Source organism: Mesorhizobium silamurunense (assembly GCF_014843905.1).
Taxonomy (GTDB): Bacteria; Pseudomonadota; Alphaproteobacteria; order Rhizobiales; family Rhizobiaceae; genus Mesorhizobium; species Mesorhizobium silamurunense.
This window is the reverse complement of record NZ_LPVS01000103.1, coordinates 97,611-115,228: the sequence shown is the minus strand read 5'-3', so window position 1 is coordinate 115,228 and position 17,618 is coordinate 97,611. Positions and strand designations below refer to the sequence as shown.

The window sequence follows — 17,618 nt, the reverse complement described above, 5'->3', positions numbered from 1 at the left end:
CGGCGCCCGCCACGGCGACAGCGCCGACGGCGGCTGCTCCAGCCGCTACCGACCAGGCTGCTGACGCCACAACGCCGGCGCCCGCTGCGCCGGCGGCGGCCGAGCCCAAGATCGCCGTCGAGGCGGTCGAGATCGACGGCAGCAAGGTCTTTGTCGCCGGCACTGCAGATCCCGGCCGCAAGGTGCGCGCCTATGCCGACGACATTCTGCTTGGCGAGGCCAAGACCTCACCCGACGGCCATTTCCTGATCGAGGCGGCGCGCGACATCCCGGTCGGCAACCACACCATCCATGTCGACGGCCTGGATGACGACGGCGTGAAAGTCGTCGCCCGCGCCGCCGTGCCGTTCGAGCGCGAGCCCGGCGAGTCGATCGCTGCCGTCGCGCCGAGCGAGACCAAGCCCGCTGAAAGCAAGCTCGCCCAGGTCCAGGGTGCCGGGTCCCAGTCCGCCGAAGCCAAGTCAGCGGCGGCCGCTGAGGCCAAGCCCGCCGACTCGGCGGCGCCGGCCGCCGAGGCTCCGGCCAAAGTCGCGGAAGCGACCCCGTCGGCCGACGTGGCGGAGACGGTCGCGCCGAAGCTCGAACACGCCGACGGCTCCGTCATCATCCGCCGCAATGACACGCTCTGGCGCATCTCGCGCCGCGTCTACGGCCATGGCACGCGCTTTTCGACCATCTATCTCGCCAACCAGGACCAGATCCGCGATCCCGACCGCATCTGGCCCGGCCAGGTTTTCAAGGTTCCCGGCAAGTCGAAGGAAGGCGAGCCGGCCGATATGAAGGCCATGGGCGACCAGATGACCACGGTGGCGCCGAAGGCGGAGTAGGGGAGCGCCGGCGCACGAGCGCGCAATCTCCCCCCTCCAGGGGGGAGATTACCGGTGCTACCCATCCGCCTAGCTTGCCCTCTCATCCTTCATCGTCTATCGCCGATGAACGATGAGCGAATCCCCATCCGACAACCGCGCCCCCGACAGCCGCGCCATCGCCGCGCGGTTTGCGGCACTGTCGCATCCGGCGCGCATCGAGATCCTGAAGCATCTGTCGGCCAGCCGCTGCTGCTCGTGCCGCGAGGTGGTCGACCATCTCGACCTCGCCCAGTCGACGGTTTCGCAACATCTGAAAATCCTGGTCGAAGCCGGGCTGGTCCGCTTTGAGTCCGACCGCCAGCGCTCGCGCTACGCGGTCGATCACGCGGCGCTCGCGGGCGTCTCCGCCTCGCTTCGTGAACTCGTCAACTCCTGCTGCGCCAGCCGCTGACCCCTCTCACCCAAAAGGCAAGAAATAGTGGCCGACAAGACCGTCTCCGCCGAAACCGGCACCCTCACGACCCTGCGCAATCTGTGGCCCTATATGTGGCCGGCCGACCGCGCCGACTTAAGAGCCCGCGTCACCTGGGCGACGCTGCTCCTGGTCGTCGCCAAGCTCACGCTGGTCGCCGGTCCTTATTTCTTCAAATGGGCGACCGATGCGCTTGCCCACGGCTCGAAGGCGCCGCCGCCGCTGCCTGCCTTCATGCTCGCGCCGGTGATGCTGGTCATCGCCTATAATGCGCTGAGGCTGGTCCAGCTCGGCTTCAACCAGCTGCGCGACGCGCTGTTTGCCCGCGTCGGCCAATATGCGGTGCGCCAGCTCGCCTTCCGCACCTTCGTCCACATGCACCAGCTGTCGCTGCGTTTCCATCTCGAGCGCCGCACCGGCGGGCTGTCGCGCATCATCGAGCGCGGCACCAAGGGCATCGAGACGATCGTGCGCTTCGTCATGCTGAACACGGCGCCGACCATCCTCGAATTCGCGCTGACGGCCGGCATTTTCGCCTACACCTATGGCTGGAAGTATGTGGCCGTGGTGGCGGTCACGGTGTGGATCTATGTCTGGTTCACGGTCAAGGCGAGCGACTGGCGCATCTCGATCCGCCGCGACATGAACGACAGCGACACCGACGCCAACACCAAGGCGATCGACTCGCTGCTCAATTTCGAGACGGTCAAATATTTCACCAATGAGCGCATGGAGGCCGAGCGCTTCGACCGCTCCATGGCGCGCTACGAGACCGCCGCGACGAAAACCTGGACCTCGCTCGGCTGGCTGAACTTCGGCCAGGGCGTCATCTTCGGGCTGGGCACCGTCATCGTGATGTGCATGTCGGCGCTGGAGGTACAGGCCGGCACGCAAAGCGTCGGCGACTTCGTCTTCATCAACGCCATGCTGATGCAGCTTTCCGTGCCGCTCAATTTCATCGGCTTCATCTATCGCGAGATCCGGCAGGGCCTGACCGACATCGAGCACATGTTCGACCTGCTCGACGTCCCCCAGGAGATCGTCGACAAGCCGGACGCCAAGCCGTTGAAGGTGAGTGCCGGCAAGGTCGAGTTCCGCGACGTGCATTTCTCCTATGATCCGAACCGCAAGATTCTGAAAGGCATATCCTTCGAGGTGCCGGCCGGCAAGACGGTCGCCATCGTCGGTCCCTCCGGCGCCGGCAAGTCGACCATCTCGCGGCTGCTGTTCCGCTTTTACGACGTCCAGCGCGGCCAGGTGCTGATCGACGGCAAGGACATCCGCGACGTCACACAGGAGAGCCTGCGCGCCATGCTCGGCATGGTGCCGCAGGACACCGTGCTTTTCAACGACACCATCGCCTACAACATCCGCTACGGCCGCGTCGGCGCCAGCGAGGAGGAGGTGCGCAAGGCAGCTGAGCTCGCCCAGATCGGGCCCTTCATCGCCAAGCTCCCCGACGGCTATCGCTCGATGGTCGGCGAGCGCGGGCTGAAGCTTTCGGGCGGCGAAAAGCAGCGCGTGGCGATCGCCCGCACCATCCTCAAGGCGCCGCCGATCCTGATGCTCGACGAGGCAACCTCGGCTCTGGACACCCAGACCGAACAGGAGATCCAGGCCGCGCTCGACCTTGTCAGCAAGGGCCGCACCACCATCGTCATTGCTCACCGGCTGTCGACGGTGATCTCGGCCGACGAGATCATCGTCTTGAAGGACGGCCAGATCGCCGAGCGCGGCACCCACGCCGCGCTGCTCGCCAGGCACGGCCTCTACGCCTCGATGTGGGACCGCCAGCGCGAAGCGACCGAAGCCGAGGAACGGCTGCGCATCGCCCGTGAGACCGACGAACTGGGAGTGATTGTGCGGAGAAGGACGTCGGAGATGAGTTGATCTCCCCCACAAGGGGTCACAAGGGGGGAGATCAGCGGTATCAGCGCCTCGCAAAAAATCCCTTGACCTCAACTTACCTTGAGCTTGCAAACCGTCTCCGAGCCCCTGCGAAGCAAGCCTTCCAAGAACGGAGACAGATCGAAATGAGCAATAAAAATCAACGCCATGGCAGCGTGTTCCGGGTCGATAAGTTCGTTGTGCCGGCGGAAGCGCGCGACGAGATCCTCGGCAAGGTCAAGATGACGCATGAATTGCTGCGCCAGCAGGAAGGCTTCGTGCAGGACTTCCTGCTCGAGCAGTTTTCCGGCCCCGGCGAATTCAACATCGTCACCATGGTCGAATGGGAAAGCCAGGCGGCTGTCGACAAGGTTGTGCCGATCGTCAAGGCAGCGCACGAGCGCATCGCCTTCAGCCCGCAGGAAACGATAGTGCGCCTGGGCGTCAAGGCCGACATTGCCAACTATCAGCGCGTGCCGGAGTTATAAGACGGCCAGCCCGCGCCAGGTGCAGACGCGGCGACGCCTAGCACCTGGCCGGTGCGGGCGTCGCTGACCATGTGCTCGAAGCCGCGCCATTCGGCGGCGGCGATGAACAGCGTCCTGCCCTCGGCCCCGCCCAGCATGCAGGCAAAGCAGCCGCGGTCGACCTCGACCCTACCGATTTTCGCACCGCCCTCGTGCACCCTGACGCAGTGCCGGTTGGGCACGTCGGCGTACCAGACGCAGCCCTCGGTATCGAGGCAGATACCGTCTGGATAGTCACTGCCGAGATCGGCCCAGACGCGGCGCTTGAAAAGGCTGCCATCGGCCGCAATATCGAAGGCGGTCAGCCGCCTGGCATGGGATTCGGCGACAATCAAAGTCTGGTTGTCCGGCGTTACCGCCATGCCGTTGGCGAAGGCGATGTCCTCGGCGACCTGCCGGACCATGCCGTCCGGCGTGATCAGCACGATGGTGCCCGGCCCGAAATGCTCGCCCGGCGCCGGCGCCGGCCCACCACCATTGACATAGATGTTGCCGCGCCCGTCGACGACAATCTCATTCCAGGGGTTCTTCGACAGCGGCCTTAGGTCGGCATGGGTGGCGAGCGTCCCGTCCGCCTCCTGCCTAAGCAGCAGGCCTTCCCGCCCGGAGACGACAAGCAGTCGCCCGTCCGGCAGCCAGTCGATCGAATAGGGCAGCATGGCCGGCACGGTGAGCATGACCTCGCTGTTGCCGTCTTCATCCACGGCAACGATCTCGCCGGTGCCCCAGTTGCACAGCCAGAGCCGCCCCTCACGCCAGCGCGGTGACTCGCCAAAGGCGAGGCCCTCCGTGATGACCTTTGCTTTCCCGGTGACGGATTGCGGCGATGGCATTGGCTGGCTCCTTGGCATGTTGTCCAGCCAAGGACGGATGAGAGGGCCGGATTCCGACAGTCGGTGCTGAAAGTCATGGTCATGACCCACAACACCCAACCGCCCATCCTCTCCCATTGTTGCGTTGCGGGGAGGGGGGCTTTCCGCTATTGAGGCCGGACCTGCAACAGGGACCGCCCTCAGCCCTATGACGCTTGTCGATTCGATCAAGAATACGTTCGTTCCGATCCATCGCGAGGGCTACCCCTTCATCGCCGCCTTCGGCGCGGCAACGCTTTTCCTCGGCTATTTCTCCTCGCTCCTGTTCTGGATCGGGCTGATCCTCACCGCCTGGTGCATCTATTTCTACCGCGATCCCGAGCGCGTCACGCCGGTCGACGACCGGCTGGTGGTGAGCCCGGCTGACGGCGTGATTTCGGCGGTCGGGCCGGCCGTGCCGCCCAGCGAGCTTGGCCTGGGTTCCACCGAGATGACCCGCATCTCGGTGTTCATGAATGTCTTTTCTTGCCACATCAACCGCGCGCCGGTGCGCGGCAGGATCACGCGGATCGAGCATCGTCCCGGCAAATTCCTCAACGCCGAGCTCGACAAGGCGAGTTCCGAGAACGAGCGCAACGGCCTGGTCATCGACAGCCCCAACGGCATGATCGCCGCCGTGCAGATCGCCGGCCTTGTGGCGCGCCGCATCGTCTGCTGGGCCGAGCAGGGCGGCTCGATCGGGATCGGCGAGCGTTTTGGGCTGATCCGCTTCGGCTCGCGCGTCGACGTCTTCCTACCATCGAATGCCGTGCCGCGCGTCGCCGTCGGCCAGACGGCGGTGGGTGGCGAGACGGTGCTTGCGGAGTTCGGCGGCGCAGCCGTCGCCCCGCTGGTCAGGATTTCCTGAGACGTGGGCGCGCCCTTCAAGAAATTCGAGGCACACGCCAGCGGCGGCCCGCGCATCCGCGAGATCCCGATGCGCATGGTGCTGCCCAATCTGGTCACCGTGCTTGCCATCTGCGCCGGCCTGTCCGGCATCCGCTTCGCCTTCGAGGACCGTTTCGAGCCGGCCGTCGTCATGGTGTTGCTCGCCGCCTTCCTCGACGGCATAGACGGTCGCCTGGCACGCATGCTGAAGGCGACCTCGAAATTCGGCGCGCAGATGGATTCGCTGGCCGACATCGTCAATTTCGGCGTGGCGCCGGCGCTGGTGCTCTATGCCTTCCTGCTCGACCGCGCCGGCTCGCCGGGCTGGATCGCGGCGCTTCTGTTCACCATCGCCTGCGGCATGCGGCTCGCCCGCTTCAATGTGCTGGCCGACGACACCGACCAGCCGGCCTGGCAGACCGAATATTTCGTCGGCGTGCCGGCGCCGGCGGGCGCCGTGCTGGTCATGTTGCCGCTCTATCTCTATTTTCTGCGGCTCGGCCTGGAGCCCACCCGGCCGGCGGCCTTCGTCGCCACCGGCTTCACCGTGCTCGTCGCTTTCCTTTTGGTCAGCCGGCTGCCGGTCTATTCGGGCAAGAGCGTCAAGGTGCCGGGCGACAGGGTGCTGCCGGTCATCCTCGGCGTTGTGCTCTACATCCTGCTGTTGATGGCCTATCCCTGGTATACGCTGACGGCCTCGGTCGCCGGCTATCTCCTCTTCCTGCCGTTCTCGGTGCGCGCCTATTCGAAGCGGGCCATGCGCGAAGGCGAGAAGGTGCCGCCTTCGGATATCGGGTAGGCGCTACGCCGCGGCACTCAGCCCCAGCCGGTCGATCGCCAGCTTGCGCGCCGAGATGTAGTCGGTCTTGCCGGAGCCCAGCACCGGGATTTCTTCCACCTTGACGATGTCGTTGGGCACCATCAGCTCCGCCGCGCCCGCCTTCTTGCCGAACTGGCGCAGCTCTTCCGGATCGGCGTCACCGGCGGTGGTGACCAGCACGATGCGCTCGCCGCGTCTCTTGTCGGGCACAGCGACCGCGGCATGGCGCTCTTCGGGCCAAAGTGCCTGCACCAGCATCTCGACCGCGCCCAGTGACACCATCTCGCCGGCGATCTTGGCGAAGCGTTTTGCGCGACCTCGGATGGTGATGAAGCCGTCGCGGTCGACCGAGACGATGTCGCCGGTATCGTGCCAGCCTTCGAGCGGCTGCAATTCACCTGGCCGATCGGCGGTCATGTAGCCCATCATCATATTCGGCCCATCGAGCCACAGCCGGCCGGCGTCGCTGATGCCTTCGACCGGCTCGAGCTTCATGCGGATCCCCGGCAGCAGCCGCCCGACCGTGCCGTCGCGGTTGTGGATCGCGGTGTTCACCGCCACCACGGGCGCCGCCTCGGTCAGCCCAAAGCCTTCGATGATCGACGCCTGGAAACGGTCGCGGTAGACGCGCCTTGTCTCCGGCTTCACCGCCTCGGCGCCGGCCACCACGAAGCGCAGGCTGGAGAAGTCGCCGTCCTTGGCGGTGCGGGCATAGTTGGCGAGGAAGGTGTCGGTGCCGAACATTACCGTCGGCTTCACCTTGCGCGCGATCTCCGGAATGATCTTGTAGTGCAGCGGCGAGGGGTAGAGGAACAATTTCACGCCCGTAACCAGCGGCAGGATGGTGCCGCCGGTCAGCCCGAAGGAATGGAACACCGGCAGCACGTTGAGCAGGATATCGGCAGGCGAGATCGTGACGCGCGCCTCGGCCTGCATGGCGTTGGCGTAAAGGTTGCGGTGCGACAGCACCACTGCCTTGGGCGTGCCTTCCGAGCCCGAGGTGAACAGGATCACCGCCGGTTTCGACGCCTGCTGCCGCTGCAGCGGGAAGCGCCAGAAAAGCGCCGCGGCGACCTTGTCGAGCACCGTCACGCTCTCGCGCACATCCTCCAGCCAAAGCATCTTCGCGCCGCCCGCTTCGACGGCGGCGACGATGTCGTCGATGCCCGCCTTCTCGATGAATGCGCGGGATGAGACCACGGTACGGATGACAGCGGTGCGGATCGCCGCTGTCACGCTCGCCGGTCCGGCGGTGTAGTTGATCATCGCCGCGACGCGGGCCGCCGAAATCAGCCCGACGAAGGACAGCACCACGCCGTTGGCGTTGGGCAAGAGCAGGCCGACCGCTTCGCCGGGTGCCGTCACCGCCTCGAAGCGGCGGCCGAGCACGCGCGCGCCGATGAACATCTTGCGGTAGCTGAGCGCGCCCGAAATGACGTCCTCGATGATCGGGTGCGAGGCGCCGACGCGATCCGCCGCATCGCGCATCGCCAGGAACAGGCCGCGGTCGAGATTGCTGCCGTAAAGCCGCGCTTCGGCGAAACGGTCGAACAGCGCGTTGGTGTTCGAGGCCATGTCGGGGTTGCGCGCCACCAGCTCGGCGATGGTCATCGGCTCCAGCACGCTGAGCGACAGGCGTGGGAACCAGTGGCGCGGCGCCTTGTCGGCCGGCGTCAGCGACACCGGCAGGTCGCGTGAACCGGCGACGAAGATCGGCACGATGCGGGCGTCGGCCTGCATGGCGATGCGGGTGATGGCGCGGAACAGCCGGAACGACTTGACGTCCGGCTCGACCGTGTCGGGCAGATAGACGGCAAGTCGGCCCTTGCCCTTCAGCACGCGCACCAGCCGGCGGCTGACGAAGACATGTTCGGCGTTGAAGGCGATGGTGCGGGCGAGCTCACGCCACGGCTCCAGCCATAGTGAGCGCGCCGAGGCCTCGTCCAGGATGTGCAGCGTGTCGTCAGCAAGCAGCGACAGCATCAGCGCCGGCTCGATGCGCGACTGGTGCGAGACGACATAGATGACCGGCGTTTGCGCATTGCGGGCAATGCGGATGCGGTTGTCGGAGATGCGCCAGGCAAGCTTGAACGGCACGTAGAGCAGCGCCTGGGTGAAACGCAGATCGAGCCGGAACGTCTCGATCACGCCGATCACTAGCCAGGCAAAGACCAGACCGGCAAGCAGCGCCAATGTCAGGATCATGCCGCTCTCTCCCAACGTCCTCCCAGATCGCGGCTCTTCGCGGCCGCTTCGATTGCAGAGGGTAGCGGAAGTCAGGGGAAGGTCAATGCGGGGGTGATACGACCTCCCCTTCTCCCCTGGTGGGAGAAGGGGAAGGCGCCGCCGCTACGCCGCCTTCAGCCTCCCGCTACGCACTTTCCCTGGGATCGCCCCAAAAGAAAAAGCCGACCTTTTTGCGGGTCGGCTTCTAGTCGGACGGGTCGAGGGGTTTGGGGGGACTTGGGGGGTGACCCGTCAATCCAACAATGCCTGAGTCGGATGATGGTTCCGTGACCGCGAAAATAATTTACGAACGCGCCGATTTCGCCTTCATCCAGTCGCGCCCGGCATGGGCGAAAACCGCGCAAAGCACGATGGCGCCGCCGACGATGCTGGCCGTTGGCGGGATTTCGCCGAGGAACAGCATGGCAAACAGGATGGCGAAGGGAACCTCCCCCGAGCCGAGCAGGCCCGATTCGGCGGCGGGGATGAGCCGCGAGCCTTCGGTCCACAGGATCGAGGCCGTCGCGAAGGAGCAGCCGAAGGTGGCAAGCAGCACCATGTCGCGGGTCGAGACGGCCAGCGGGTCGGTGACGAACCAGCCGAGCACGAAGAGCAGGAAGGCGGACACCGCGCCGGCCCAGACGACGGGCGAGTCGCGGAAGGCGCGCACCATGATCATGTAGAGCGCGCTGCCGGTGGTCATCAAAAGCGCCAGCCCGTCGCCGAACAGGTGGCCGCTGCCGAGGCCGCCGCCCACCATGATGGCGACGCCGCAAAGCGACACGGCCGCCGCCAGCATCGTCTGCAGGCGGAATTTTTCGCGCACCAGCAGCAAGGCAAGCAATGCCGCGATGAAAGGCGAGGTTGCGTAGATCACCGCGACATTGGCGACATAGGTGAACTTGAAGGCCGAGATGAAGGCGATGCTGGCCGCGGCACCCTCGACCGCCAGCAGCCAGCCGCGCCAGCCGAGCCTGAGACTCTCGCGTCCGCCCGAGCGGCGCCGCCGCCACAGCACATAAAGGGTGATCAGGATCGAGCCGAAGAAGCCGCGCCAGCAGGTGATGGTCAGCGGATCGGCATGGATCGACTTGGTCAGCACGCCGGTGAGCGCGAAGGCAATCGCCGAGGCCGAGACCAGCACGATCCCCAGCGTGCGCTCAGCCGCGAGGTCGGCGGCGCCATGCATGAGCGTGTCGGGCCTGTCGAGAGAATCCGTCATGTCACCAGACTACGCTTGCTGTCCTGACACCCTGCTGTCAGCAGCAGCTACCATCCCATGGCACAGCCGGCACGCCTCTGCGCCAGGTCCGCTCTTGCGTTGGGACAGTGGCCGGCGACCTGCATTCGCCCGACGCTTACAAGGGGCTTACGCGGACAAAGCCACTCCGCAGTGGTTGCTGACGCTGGTGTGCGAGGAGGCGGACGAGCATGTTCGGCGTCTTGCAATGCTGGACGGCCGCAGCCCTATCAGGTAATTTTGAGGCTCGCGGATTGATCGGCGTGGCTCACACCGGCGGTAGACCACGGAGAGCGCCAATGCGTCCGTTGCATAAGTCCGGGAGTTCGATGACTGAAGTGATCGATCGACTGGTGACGGCGATGAACGCGCACGATCTCGACGCTGTCACCGCTCTCATCCACGAGAACTATCGGAGCGTGCAGCCGGCGCACCCGGGCAGAGCTTTCGTCGGGCGGGATCAGATGCGCGCCAATTGGGAAGCCATGTTCGCGGGAATACCTGACTTCCACGCGGCGGTCACGCGATCGGTCCAAGACAGTGACACGACCTGGATCGAATGGCATTGGTCAGGTACTCGCTCCGACGGGCAACCCTTCGAGGTGCGCGGGGTCACGCTGTTCGAAATTATCGACGGTCAGATTGTGGCCGGGCGACTTTATCTGGAGGACGTCGAGCGGCAGGTTGTCGGCATCGAAGACGCGGTTGAAGCCCTCTCCGGGCGCCGTCCGCCAACGGCCAGCAGTCGAACCGATTCCTGACCTCGCCGCCGCGCCGCAGCGCAACAGATGGTGGCGCATTCGGCGCGAGCGGGCGGCGCTCACTGCGTCGCCTGGTAGAGCTCCGACGCGGCCTCCTTCAGCGCTCGACGCCCGTCCGGTCTCAGATACATCATATGGCCGCCCTCGACGACGTCGAGGCGGATCGGCTTGGCGTCGGCGAGGGTGTGGATCTGGTTCACCAGGTAGCGCGAGGCGAGATAGGGCGTCACGAGGTCGGTATAGCCGTTGACGATGACGACGCCGAGCGAAGGGTTGAGCGAGCGGGCCCGCTGCAGGTCGTTCATCACCCCGGCATAGCCTTGGCCGGAGGTGCCGTAGTCCCAGTTGCGGCTGATCTCGCCGTTGAGCAGCCGGTAGCTGACGTCGGTGCGGTAGTTCAGTTCATCGCGCGCATAGGCGACGAAGGCCGAGGTCAGCGCCGGCACGCTGCGGTCGAGCACCGGATCGGGGCCGGCGATGTGGGCACTTTCCGGCGCGATGTCGCTGGTCGCGACCATGGCATCGTAAGGGCTGAGCACCTTGCCCTTGGCGCGCTGGAACTCGCGGGCGAAGAGGCCGGTCGGGACGCGGGCAAAGTTGTGGTCTACAAGATCGAGCGGCAGACCGGTGATTTCCGCCACGCGCCGGCTGGCGAGCTTTCCGCCTTGCTCCAGCCCGCTTGCCAACGCCGTCAGATAATCGCCAAGCGCATAGTGCTCGACCTCGGCCAACCTGTCGCGCAGCGCCTCGCCGCTGACGCCGTCGGAACGAAGGCGCACCGCCGCCAGCGAAGGCAGTTCGAGCGCCCAGTGCAACTGGTCGAACTGGTCCGGCCGCACCAGCATGAACTCCAGCGCCGGCGAGATCAGCACGATGCCGCTGGGGCTTAAGCCCACATCCTCCTGCAGCGTCCTGGCGAGCAGCGCGGCGCGAAAGCCGCCATAGCTTTCGCCGGCAAGGAAGAGCGGTGAAGCGGTGCGACCGTTTTGGGCGAGATAGAGCCGGATGAAAGCGCCGACCGAGCTGGCGTCCTGGTCGACGCCCCAGAAAGCTTTCGTGTCCTGGCCCGGCGCCTCGCGGCTGTAGCCGGTGCCGACCGGGTCTATGAAGACGAGGTCGGTCATGTCGAGCCAGCTGTCCGGATTGTCGATCAGTTTTTGCGGCGGCGGCAGGAATTCGCCGTCGGCCGCGGTGGCGACGATGCGCGGGCCGAGCGCGCCGAGATGCAGATAGGCCGACGCCGCGCCCGGCCCACCGTTGAAGACGAAGGTGATCGGCCGCTCCTTCGCCGGGGCGGGCGATTGCTGCGTGTAGGCGACGTAGAAGATTTCCGCCGTGACCTCGCCCTTTCCGGACAGAAGCGACAGCGTGCCGGCCTTGGCCTGGTAGTCGAGCTTGCGGGCGGCAAGCATGATCGAATGCTCGGTCACCTGGGGCGGCGGCAAAAGCGACAGCACGCCGCCGGCTGGCGGCGGCCGTTCCGGTGTTTCGGCGGGGGCTGGCTGCGCGAAGGCTGTGAGCGCTAGGAGGATGAGGGGGACGAGCTTCAACTTGGACTGCATGAGACCTCCGCGCGAACGACCTCCGCAAAGGTATGGCCGGAGCGGGCGAAGTCAAAGGGTTGAAGCTGCCAATCTCCCCGCAAGGGGGAGATCGGCTGTCATGTACGCTTTCGCTATTCTTCTACGTTGCAGCGCTACGCTCACCCCTCCCCAAACGCCCTCTCCAGCGCCGCGACATCGATCTTCACCATGCCCAGCATCGCCTCGGTGGCGCGTTTGGCGCGCTCGCGGTCGGGATGGGCGGCCATGTCGCCGAGGATTTTCGGCACGATCTGCCACGACAGGCCCCAACGGTCCTTCAGCCAGCCGCATTGCTCGGGCTTGCCGCCATCGTCGAGAAAGGCGTTCCAGATGCGATCGATCTCGGCCTGGCTCTCGAGCTCGACGAGGATCGAGAAGGAATGGTTGAACGGGTCGAGCGGACCGGCTTCGAGCGCGATGAAATTCTGGTCGTCGAGCACGAATTCGATGATCTTGACGCTGCCGGCGGGGCCGCTCGGATTGTCCGCCGCCACGTCCGTCATGCGGCCGATCGCCGAGTTGGGAATGGTGGCGACATAGAATTCCACCGCTTGCCGCGCGTCCCTTTCGAACCACAGATGCGAGGTCACCTTGGCCATGCTGAATCTCCTTCCTGTCTGACAACGGCCGAAGGACGTTCGAGTTTCGCCAGATCCGACAGGGCATTCTTCACGCCTCGGCTCCTCCAACTGGCATAGCCTTCCTTCGCGGCGGCGTAAGAGAGTGCTATCAGCTCTGCGAAATCATCAATCGGGATTGGACAATGGACGCGACCACACTCAAGGCCATGCAGGCGCCGCTGAAGGAGGCTTATCGCGACGACGCCGCCAAGGCGCTGATCACGCTCAGGGCCAGAGGCAGCCTCGACGACCAGTCCATCGCCTGCAAGGTGGAGACGGGCAGGGCGCTTGCGGTTGCCGGTCTTCATCCGGCCACCGGCGGGTCAGGCCTGGAGCTTTGCTCGGGCGACATGCTGCTCGAAGCGCTGGTCGCCTGCGCCGGCGTGACGCTGAAGGCGGTCGCGACGGCGCTGGAGTTCAAGCTCGGCAACGCCACCGTCGAGGCCGAGGGCGACCTCGATTTTCGCGGCACGCTCGGTGTCGCTCGCGAAGCGCCGGTCGGTTTTCGGGAGATCCGGCTGAAATTCGGTCTCGATACCGACGAGCCCCAGGAGCGCATCGATTCGCTGTTGAAACTCACCGAGCGCTACTGCGTGGTGTTCCAGACGATCAACAACAAGCCGACGTTGAGTGTGAGCGCAAGCTAGTCTTCCCCCTTGAGGGGGAGATGTCGCCGAAGGCGACAGAGGGGGTCGCTGCGCATGAAGCTCCGGCGCTTTTCTCGAAGGAGACGTCGGTGCCCTATCTGGCCGCTTTGCGGCCATCTCCCCCTCAAGGGGGGAGATCAGCTGGCGCTACTGCGCAGAGGGCTCTTCAGCATCCCCCTCATCGGTGAAGGGCGAGGCGCTCGGCACGCATTGCACGGCCCAGCCCTGCGGCGTCGGCTGCTTCTGATATTCGGCAATCGCATTGGTGCACTGTTCGCGGGTGTCGAAGGTGCTGGGCAGCACCACCATGCCGCCTTGCGGACCGGCGATCACCAGATACCAGACCAACGCTACGCTGGGAGTGGCAGCCATGGAAATTCCTCTTTGCTGGATGTCGGACTCGGACCGATCCTAGCAACTCCCCGCAAGTGGCGAAAGCAGGGCCGCGAAGCGGCATTCGACCACTTGATCACAGACCCGTGACTGCAGATCGTCGCCGACCCTGTGCTCACTCGACGGCGAAGCAGTAGAACAGGCCGTCGCCGCCTGTGCCCTTCAGCACCTCCTGGCTGCAGCCGCCGCGCGAGGCATGCGAGGAATTCCACGATTTCGCCGCCGCCGAATCGTCGAGGCCGGTGCGGTCGTGATGGCCCATCATGGCGGCACTCTCCGCGCCGCTCATCGTCCAGTCGCCGCAGGTCTGGTCGGCGATCTTCGTGCCGTCCGGCTTCGAGCCGGTCAGCATGTCGTGCCGGTTGGGCTTGTCGCCGCGGCCGTTGACGACTTCGCCTTTCTCGGTAAGCGCCGTCTGCTTGGTGATGCCGTTGGCGTCGCCGTGCAGCGAGGCGACATCGTCGGCGATCTTCTCGCCCTTGGCGTTGAACCAGGGACCCTTGCCGATGCGGTCGCGCGCATCGTCGGTGCTGGTGGACAGATAGGCGTGCCAGGTCTTGCAGGTGACGCCCGCCGCTTCCGCCAGCGAGGCGCAATGCGCGTCCGCTCCCTTTAGCCCGCCGAGATCAGCGCCCTTGCCGGAGCCGACGCTGGTGACGAAGAAGCTCATCTTGGCGTCTTGCGACAGCGCCGCGCCTGCAGTGGCGGCAATGACGGTGGCGGCAACGAGAAGAAGTCTGCGCATGTCGGTCCTCCGGGTATCGAATGTTCCACATTCGAAGAACGTAGCCGGAGGCCCTTTCATCCGCCTTGAGGCGGGTTTATTCCGGCTGGCGATAGGCGACGAAGCGGTTGTGCTTGGCCTGGAAGATCAGCCCCGTCTCCTTCAGCTCCGGGCTCGCCAGCGGCACGATGCGTTTGGCGATTTCCGACGGATGCGGCAGCGTTTCGGGATCCTCGCCGGGCATGGCCTGTGCGCGCATCGCCGTGCGGGTGGCGCCGGGATCGGCGGCGTTGACCCGGAGCGGCAGGCTCTCGGTCTCATGCGCCCAGGAGCGCATCATCGTCTCGACCGCGGCTTTCGAGGCCGCGTAGGGCGCCCAGAAGGCACGCGCCGAATGCGCCGCGTTGGAGGACATGATGATGGCGCGGCCGGCGTCGGAAAGCCTCAGCAGCGGGTCGACCGAGCGGATCAGGCGCCAGGTCGCGGTGACATTGACGGTCATAACCTTCTCGAAGGTCTTGGCCTCGACATGGCCGATCGGCGAGACAACGCCGAGGATGGCGGCATTGGCGACGAGGATGTCGAGCTTGCCCCAACGCTCGTGGATCGCGCCGCCCAGCCGGTCGATGCCGGCCATGTCGGTAAGGTCAAGCGGCACCAGCGTCGCCTGTCCGCGGCCGTCGGCCTTGATCTGGTCGTCAAGCTCCTCCAGTCCGCCCACGGTGCGGGCGACGGCAATCACATGTGCGCCGGCGGCCGCCAGTTCCCTGGCTATGAAATAGCCGATGCCGCGCGAGGCGCCGGTGACGACCGCGACGCGGCCGGAGAGGTCGAGGGTCATGCGAGAGATTCCGTGAAGTGATCCGGCCTACGACCCACCGCTCGCCAGCAGCGACAGCGTGCGCACATTGTCGTGGCCTTCGAAGTCGAGCAGGCGGGTGGGGTACTGGCCGGTGAAGCAGGCGTCGCAGAACTGCGGCTGGTCGTTGTCGCGGCGCGCCTCGCCGACGGCGCGGTAGAGCCCGTCGATCGAAAGAAATCCGAGCGAATCGACGCGGATGAACTCGGCCATCTCCTCGACCGACATGCGCGATGCCAAGAGCTTCGACTTCTCCGGCGTGTCGACGCCGTAGAAACAGGAAGCGCGGGTCGGCGGCGAGGCGATGCGCATATGCACTTCCCTGGCGCCGGCATCGCGCACCATCTGCACGATCTTCTGGCTGGTGGTGCCGCGCACGATCGAATCGTCCACCAGCACCACGCGCTTGCCCTCGATCATGCGGCGATTGGCGTTGTGCTTGAGCTTCACGCCCATGTGGCGGATGGAATCGCCCGGCTGGATGAAGGTGCGGCCGACATAGTGGTTGCGGATGATGCCGAGCTCGAAGGGAATGCCCGCGGCCTGGCTGAAGCCGATCGCCGCCGGCGTGCCGGAATCCGGCACCGGCACGACGATGTCTGCCTCGACTGGGCTTTCCTGCGCCAGCTCCGCGCCGATGCGCTTGCGCACCTCATAGACGTTGCGGCCCTCGACCGAGGAATCCGGCCGCGCGAAATAGACATATTCGAAGATGCAGAACCGGGTCTTCTGCGGCTCGAACGGGAAAAGGCTCTCGATGCCCTTGGAGGTGACGACCACCATCTCGCCGGGCTTGATATCGCGCACGAAGCGGGCGCCGATGATGTCGAGCGCGCAGGTCTCGGAGGCGAGGATCCAGGCGCCGTCGAGATCGCCGAGCACCAGCGGCCTGATCCCCAGCGGATCGCGGCAGCCGATCATCTTCTTGGCCGTCATCGCCACCAGCGAGAAGGCGCCCTCGACCTGGCGCACCGCATCGATGAAGCGCGAATTGAGATCGCGCTCCTTGCTGGTTGCGACCAGGTGCAGCAGCGTCTCGGTGTCGGAGGTGGAGGAGAAGATCGCCCCCTGCTTCTGCAGCGCACGCTGCACCGTCATTGCATTGGTGAGATTGCCGTTGTGGGCGACGGCGAAGCCGCCTTCGCCGAGCTCGGCGAAGAAGGGCTGGACATTGCGCAGGCCGGAGCCCCCGGTGGTGGCGTAGCGGGTGTGGCCAATGGCGCGGTTGCCCTGCAGGCTGTCGATGACGCGCTGCTTGGTGAAGGTGTCACCGATCAGGCCGATATGGCGCTCCACATGGAACTGGCTGCCGTCATAGGAGACTATGCCGGCTGCTTCCTGGCCGCGATGCTGGAGCGCGTGAAGCCCGAGCGTGACGATGGCCGCCGCGTCCTGCCGGCCGAAAATGCCGAACACGCCGCATTCGTCATGGAAATGGTCATCGGCCTCGGCGGAAAGCACGTCGTCTGCGTCTGCCTTCGGGTCTGCCATGTGGGGCTCAAGCTCCGCTAAAATCGCCATATAGGGCGATAGCGCGTCGAACGCAACGCGCGCCGTTCAGCATTCACAAATAGCATGAGGCCGGCCGTCACGGCCGGGCCTGAAATCAATTTGCCGGCGCCGGGCTTGTGGGAGCCGGGGCAGGGGCCGGAGCAGGCTCGTTGTCGGCCGGCGCCTCGCCCTCGCTGTCGTCGGGAGCCGGCGCGTTGTCGTCGCCGGCGGCCGGCGGTTCGGCCGCGGGCTGGTCGGTGGTCGCCGGCGCGCCTGCCTGGGGCGTGCCCTTATGCGTATATTTGTTGACCAGCTCTTCCGTGTTCTCAGGCAGCACGCTTTCGAGCTTTGCGCCGATCGTCTCCAGCAGCGGCCGCGACTTGGCGTTGGCGACCCACGCGGGCGCCTTGGCGCCGGCCAGCCAGTTGAAGAACAAAAGCGCCACCGCGACCACCAGGATGCCGCGCGCCGCGCCGTAAAGGAAGCCAAGCGTGCGGTCGAGCGCGCCGATGCGCGAATCGATGATCCAGTCGGCGATCTTCATGGTGATGACCGAGACGACGATAAGCGCGATGACGAACACGACGCCGGCAGCCGCCGCCATGGCGATCTTGTCGTTGTCGACATAGGGCTGAACGTAGGGCAGCACCGGCTTGTAGAAGAAGAAGGCCGCCGCCGCCGCCGCTGCCCAGGAAACCACCGACAGCACCTCGCGGGAAAAGCCGCGCACCATGGCAAGCATCGCCGAGACCAGCGTGAAGCCGACGAGAATTCCGTCAAGCAGCGTAATCGGCATGTCTTTCGCCCCACATCATGAGCC

The 17,618-nt window shown here is 65.7% G+C and carries 18 protein-coding genes; 8 read left to right on the top strand and 10 right to left on the bottom strand.

Going from position 1 to position 17,618, the window contains the following annotated elements; genetic code table 11:
* The 4 genes from AU465_RS31145 to AU465_RS31130 form a co-directional block, all read left to right on the top strand.
* A partial coding sequence (locus AU465_RS31145) for a LysM peptidoglycan-binding domain-containing protein (protein ID WP_192256530.1) occupies nt 1–827 on the top strand: 827 nt, incomplete at its 5' end.
* Nucleotides 828–939: 112 nt separating this feature from the next.
* Complete coding sequence (locus tag AU465_RS31140; protein WP_192256528.1) at nt 940–1,260, top strand: ArsR/SmtB family transcription factor; 321 nt, start codon at nt 940–942, stop codon at nt 1,258–1,260.
* Between the two features lie 27 nt (nt 1,261–1,287).
* Entirely contained in the window at nt 1,288–3,171 is a 1,884-nt protein-coding gene (locus AU465_RS31135) for an ABCB family ABC transporter ATP-binding protein/permease (protein ID WP_192256526.1), read from the top strand.
* A gap of 143 nt (nt 3,172–3,314) precedes the next feature.
* Entirely contained in the window at nt 3,315–3,656 is a 342-nt protein-coding gene (locus AU465_RS31130; RefSeq protein ID WP_192256524.1) for an antibiotic biosynthesis monooxygenase, read from the top strand.
* Here AU465_RS31130 and AU465_RS31125 read toward each other — a convergent pair.
* Nucleotides 3,635–4,528, bottom strand: coding sequence for an SMP-30/gluconolactonase/LRE family protein (locus tag AU465_RS31125; protein WP_192256522.1), 894 nt, complete (start codon nt 4,526–4,528; stop codon nt 3,635–3,637). The two genes, AU465_RS31130 and AU465_RS31125, sit on opposite strands and share 22 nt — an antisense overlap.
* 148 nt (nt 4,529–4,676) lie before the next feature.
* On the opposite strand from AU465_RS31125, the gene AU465_RS31120 reads away from it, so the two are divergent.
* Nucleotides 4,677–5,414, top strand: coding sequence for a phosphatidylserine decarboxylase (locus AU465_RS31120; RefSeq protein ID WP_312891339.1), 738 nt, complete (start codon nt 4,677–4,679; stop codon nt 5,412–5,414).
* Between the two features lie 3 nt (nt 5,415–5,417).
* A complete protein-coding gene (locus AU465_RS31115) occupies nt 5,418–6,233 on the top strand; it encodes a CDP-alcohol phosphatidyltransferase family protein (RefSeq protein WP_192256519.1) in 816 nt (271 codons plus the stop codon).
* A gap of 3 nt (nt 6,234–6,236) precedes the next feature.
* Here AU465_RS31115 and AU465_RS31110 read toward each other — a convergent pair whose 3' ends face one another.
* Together AU465_RS31110 and AU465_RS31105 are read right to left on the bottom strand one after the other, a co-directional pair.
* Nucleotides 6,237–8,459 carry an AMP-binding protein gene (locus AU465_RS31110; protein WP_192256517.1) on the bottom strand — a complete coding sequence of 741 codons (2,223 nt, stop codon included), beginning with the start codon at nt 8,457–8,459 and terminating at the stop codon, nt 6,237–6,239.
* Between the two features lie 325 nt (nt 8,460–8,784).
* Entirely contained in the window at nt 8,785–9,702 is a 918-nt protein-coding gene (locus AU465_RS31105) for a DMT family transporter (protein WP_376774925.1), read from the bottom strand.
* A gap of 347 nt (nt 9,703–10,049) precedes the next feature.
* Between AU465_RS31105 and AU465_RS31100 the strand changes: the two genes are divergently transcribed.
* The gene (locus AU465_RS31100) at nt 10,050–10,481 is read left to right on the top strand and encodes a nuclear transport factor 2 family protein (RefSeq protein ID WP_192256515.1); all 432 of its coding nucleotides are present in this window, start codon (nt 10,050–10,052) and stop codon (nt 10,479–10,481) included.
* Nucleotides 10,482–10,540: 59 nt separating this feature from the next.
* Here AU465_RS31100 and AU465_RS31095 read toward each other — a convergent pair whose 3' ends face one another.
* Entirely contained in the window at nt 10,541–12,043 is a 1,503-nt protein-coding gene (locus AU465_RS31095) for a S10 family peptidase (RefSeq protein WP_192256513.1), read from the bottom strand.
* Nucleotides 12,044–12,183: 140 nt separating this feature from the next.
* Complete coding sequence (locus AU465_RS31090; protein ID WP_192256512.1) at nt 12,184–12,663, bottom strand: VOC family protein; 480 nt, start codon at nt 12,661–12,663, stop codon at nt 12,184–12,186.
* 164 nt (nt 12,664–12,827) lie between these two features.
* Between AU465_RS31090 and AU465_RS31085 the strand changes: the two genes are divergently transcribed.
* Nucleotides 12,828–13,331: an OsmC family protein gene (locus AU465_RS31085; protein ID WP_192256511.1), complete on the top strand. Its 504-nt coding sequence runs from the start codon at nt 12,828–12,830 to the stop codon at nt 13,329–13,331.
* Nucleotides 13,332–13,478: 147 nt separating this feature from the next.
* Here the strand turns inward: AU465_RS31085 and AU465_RS31080 are convergent, their stop codons facing one another.
* From AU465_RS31080 to AU465_RS31060, 5 genes are all read right to left on the bottom strand, one after another.
* Nucleotides 13,479–13,703, bottom strand: coding sequence for a hypothetical protein (locus AU465_RS31080; protein WP_124996320.1), 225 nt, complete (start codon nt 13,701–13,703; stop codon nt 13,479–13,481).
* 136 nt (nt 13,704–13,839) lie between these two features.
* Nucleotides 13,840–14,469, bottom strand: a complete 630-nt coding sequence (locus tag AU465_RS31075) for a hypothetical protein (protein ID WP_192256510.1) — start codon at nt 14,467–14,469, stop codon at nt 13,840–13,842.
* 76 nt (nt 14,470–14,545) lie between these two features.
* Nucleotides 14,546–15,289 (bottom strand): SDR family NAD(P)-dependent oxidoreductase, encoded by a 744-nt coding sequence (locus AU465_RS31070; RefSeq protein ID WP_192256509.1) that lies wholly within the window; start codon nt 15,287–15,289, stop codon nt 14,546–14,548.
* Nucleotides 15,290–15,316: 27 nt separating this feature from the next.
* Nucleotides 15,317–16,798, bottom strand: coding sequence for an amidophosphoribosyltransferase (purF, locus tag AU465_RS31065; protein ID WP_192256508.1), 1,482 nt, complete (start codon nt 16,796–16,798; stop codon nt 15,317–15,319).
* A gap of 115 nt (nt 16,799–16,913) precedes the next feature.
* Nucleotides 16,914–17,594, bottom strand: coding sequence for a CvpA family protein (locus AU465_RS31060; protein ID WP_192256506.1), 681 nt, complete (start codon nt 17,592–17,594; stop codon nt 16,914–16,916).
* Nucleotides 17,595–17,618 lie beyond the last annotated feature (24 nt).

What these genes read in the sequence shown, in the direction of transcription:
- AU465_RS31110 (WP_192256517.1), bottom strand. Translation starts at nt 8,459, where the DNA reads ATGATCCTGACATTGGCGCTGCTTGCCGGTCTGGTCTTTGCCTGGCTA.
- AU465_RS31075 (WP_192256510.1), bottom strand. Translation starts at nt 14,469, where the DNA reads ATGCGCAGACTTCTTCTCGTTGCCGCCACCGTCATTGCCGCCACTGCA.
- AU465_RS31070 (WP_192256509.1), bottom strand. Translation starts at nt 15,289, where the DNA reads ATGACCCTCGACCTCTCCGGCCGCGTCGCGGTCGTCACCGGCGCCTCG.
- AU465_RS31080 (WP_124996320.1), bottom strand. Translation starts at nt 13,703, where the DNA reads ATGGCTGCCACTCCCAGCGTAGCGTTGGTCTGGTATCTGGTGATCGCC.
- purF (WP_192256508.1), bottom strand. Translation starts at nt 16,798, where the DNA reads ATGGCAGACCCGAAGGCAGACGCAGACGACGTGCTTTCCGCCGAGGCC.
- AU465_RS31100 (WP_192256515.1), top strand. Translation starts at nt 10,050, where the DNA reads ATGACTGAAGTGATCGATCGACTGGTGACGGCGATGAACGCGCACGAT.
- AU465_RS31125 (WP_192256522.1), bottom strand. Translation starts at nt 4,528, where the DNA reads ATGCCATCGCCGCAATCCGTCACCGGGAAAGCAAAGGTCATCACGGAG.
- AU465_RS31090 (WP_192256512.1), bottom strand. Translation starts at nt 12,663, where the DNA reads ATGGCCAAGGTGACCTCGCATCTGTGGTTCGAAAGGGACGCGCGGCAA.
- AU465_RS31085 (WP_192256511.1), top strand. Translation starts at nt 12,828, where the DNA reads ATGGACGCGACCACACTCAAGGCCATGCAGGCGCCGCTGAAGGAGGCT.
- AU465_RS31105 (WP_376774925.1), bottom strand. Translation starts at nt 9,702, where the DNA reads ATGACGGATTCTCTCGACAGGCCCGACACGCTCATGCATGGCGCCGCC.
- AU465_RS31095 (WP_192256513.1), bottom strand. Translation starts at nt 12,043, where the DNA reads ATGCAGTCCAAGTTGAAGCTCGTCCCCCTCATCCTCCTAGCGCTCACA.
- AU465_RS31060 (WP_192256506.1), bottom strand. Translation starts at nt 17,594, where the DNA reads ATGCCGATTACGCTGCTTGACGGAATTCTCGTCGGCTTCACGCTGGTC.
- AU465_RS31130 (WP_192256524.1), top strand. Translation starts at nt 3,315, where the DNA reads ATGAGCAATAAAAATCAACGCCATGGCAGCGTGTTCCGGGTCGATAAG.
- AU465_RS31140 (WP_192256528.1), top strand. Translation starts at nt 940, where the DNA reads ATGAGCGAATCCCCATCCGACAACCGCGCCCCCGACAGCCGCGCCATC.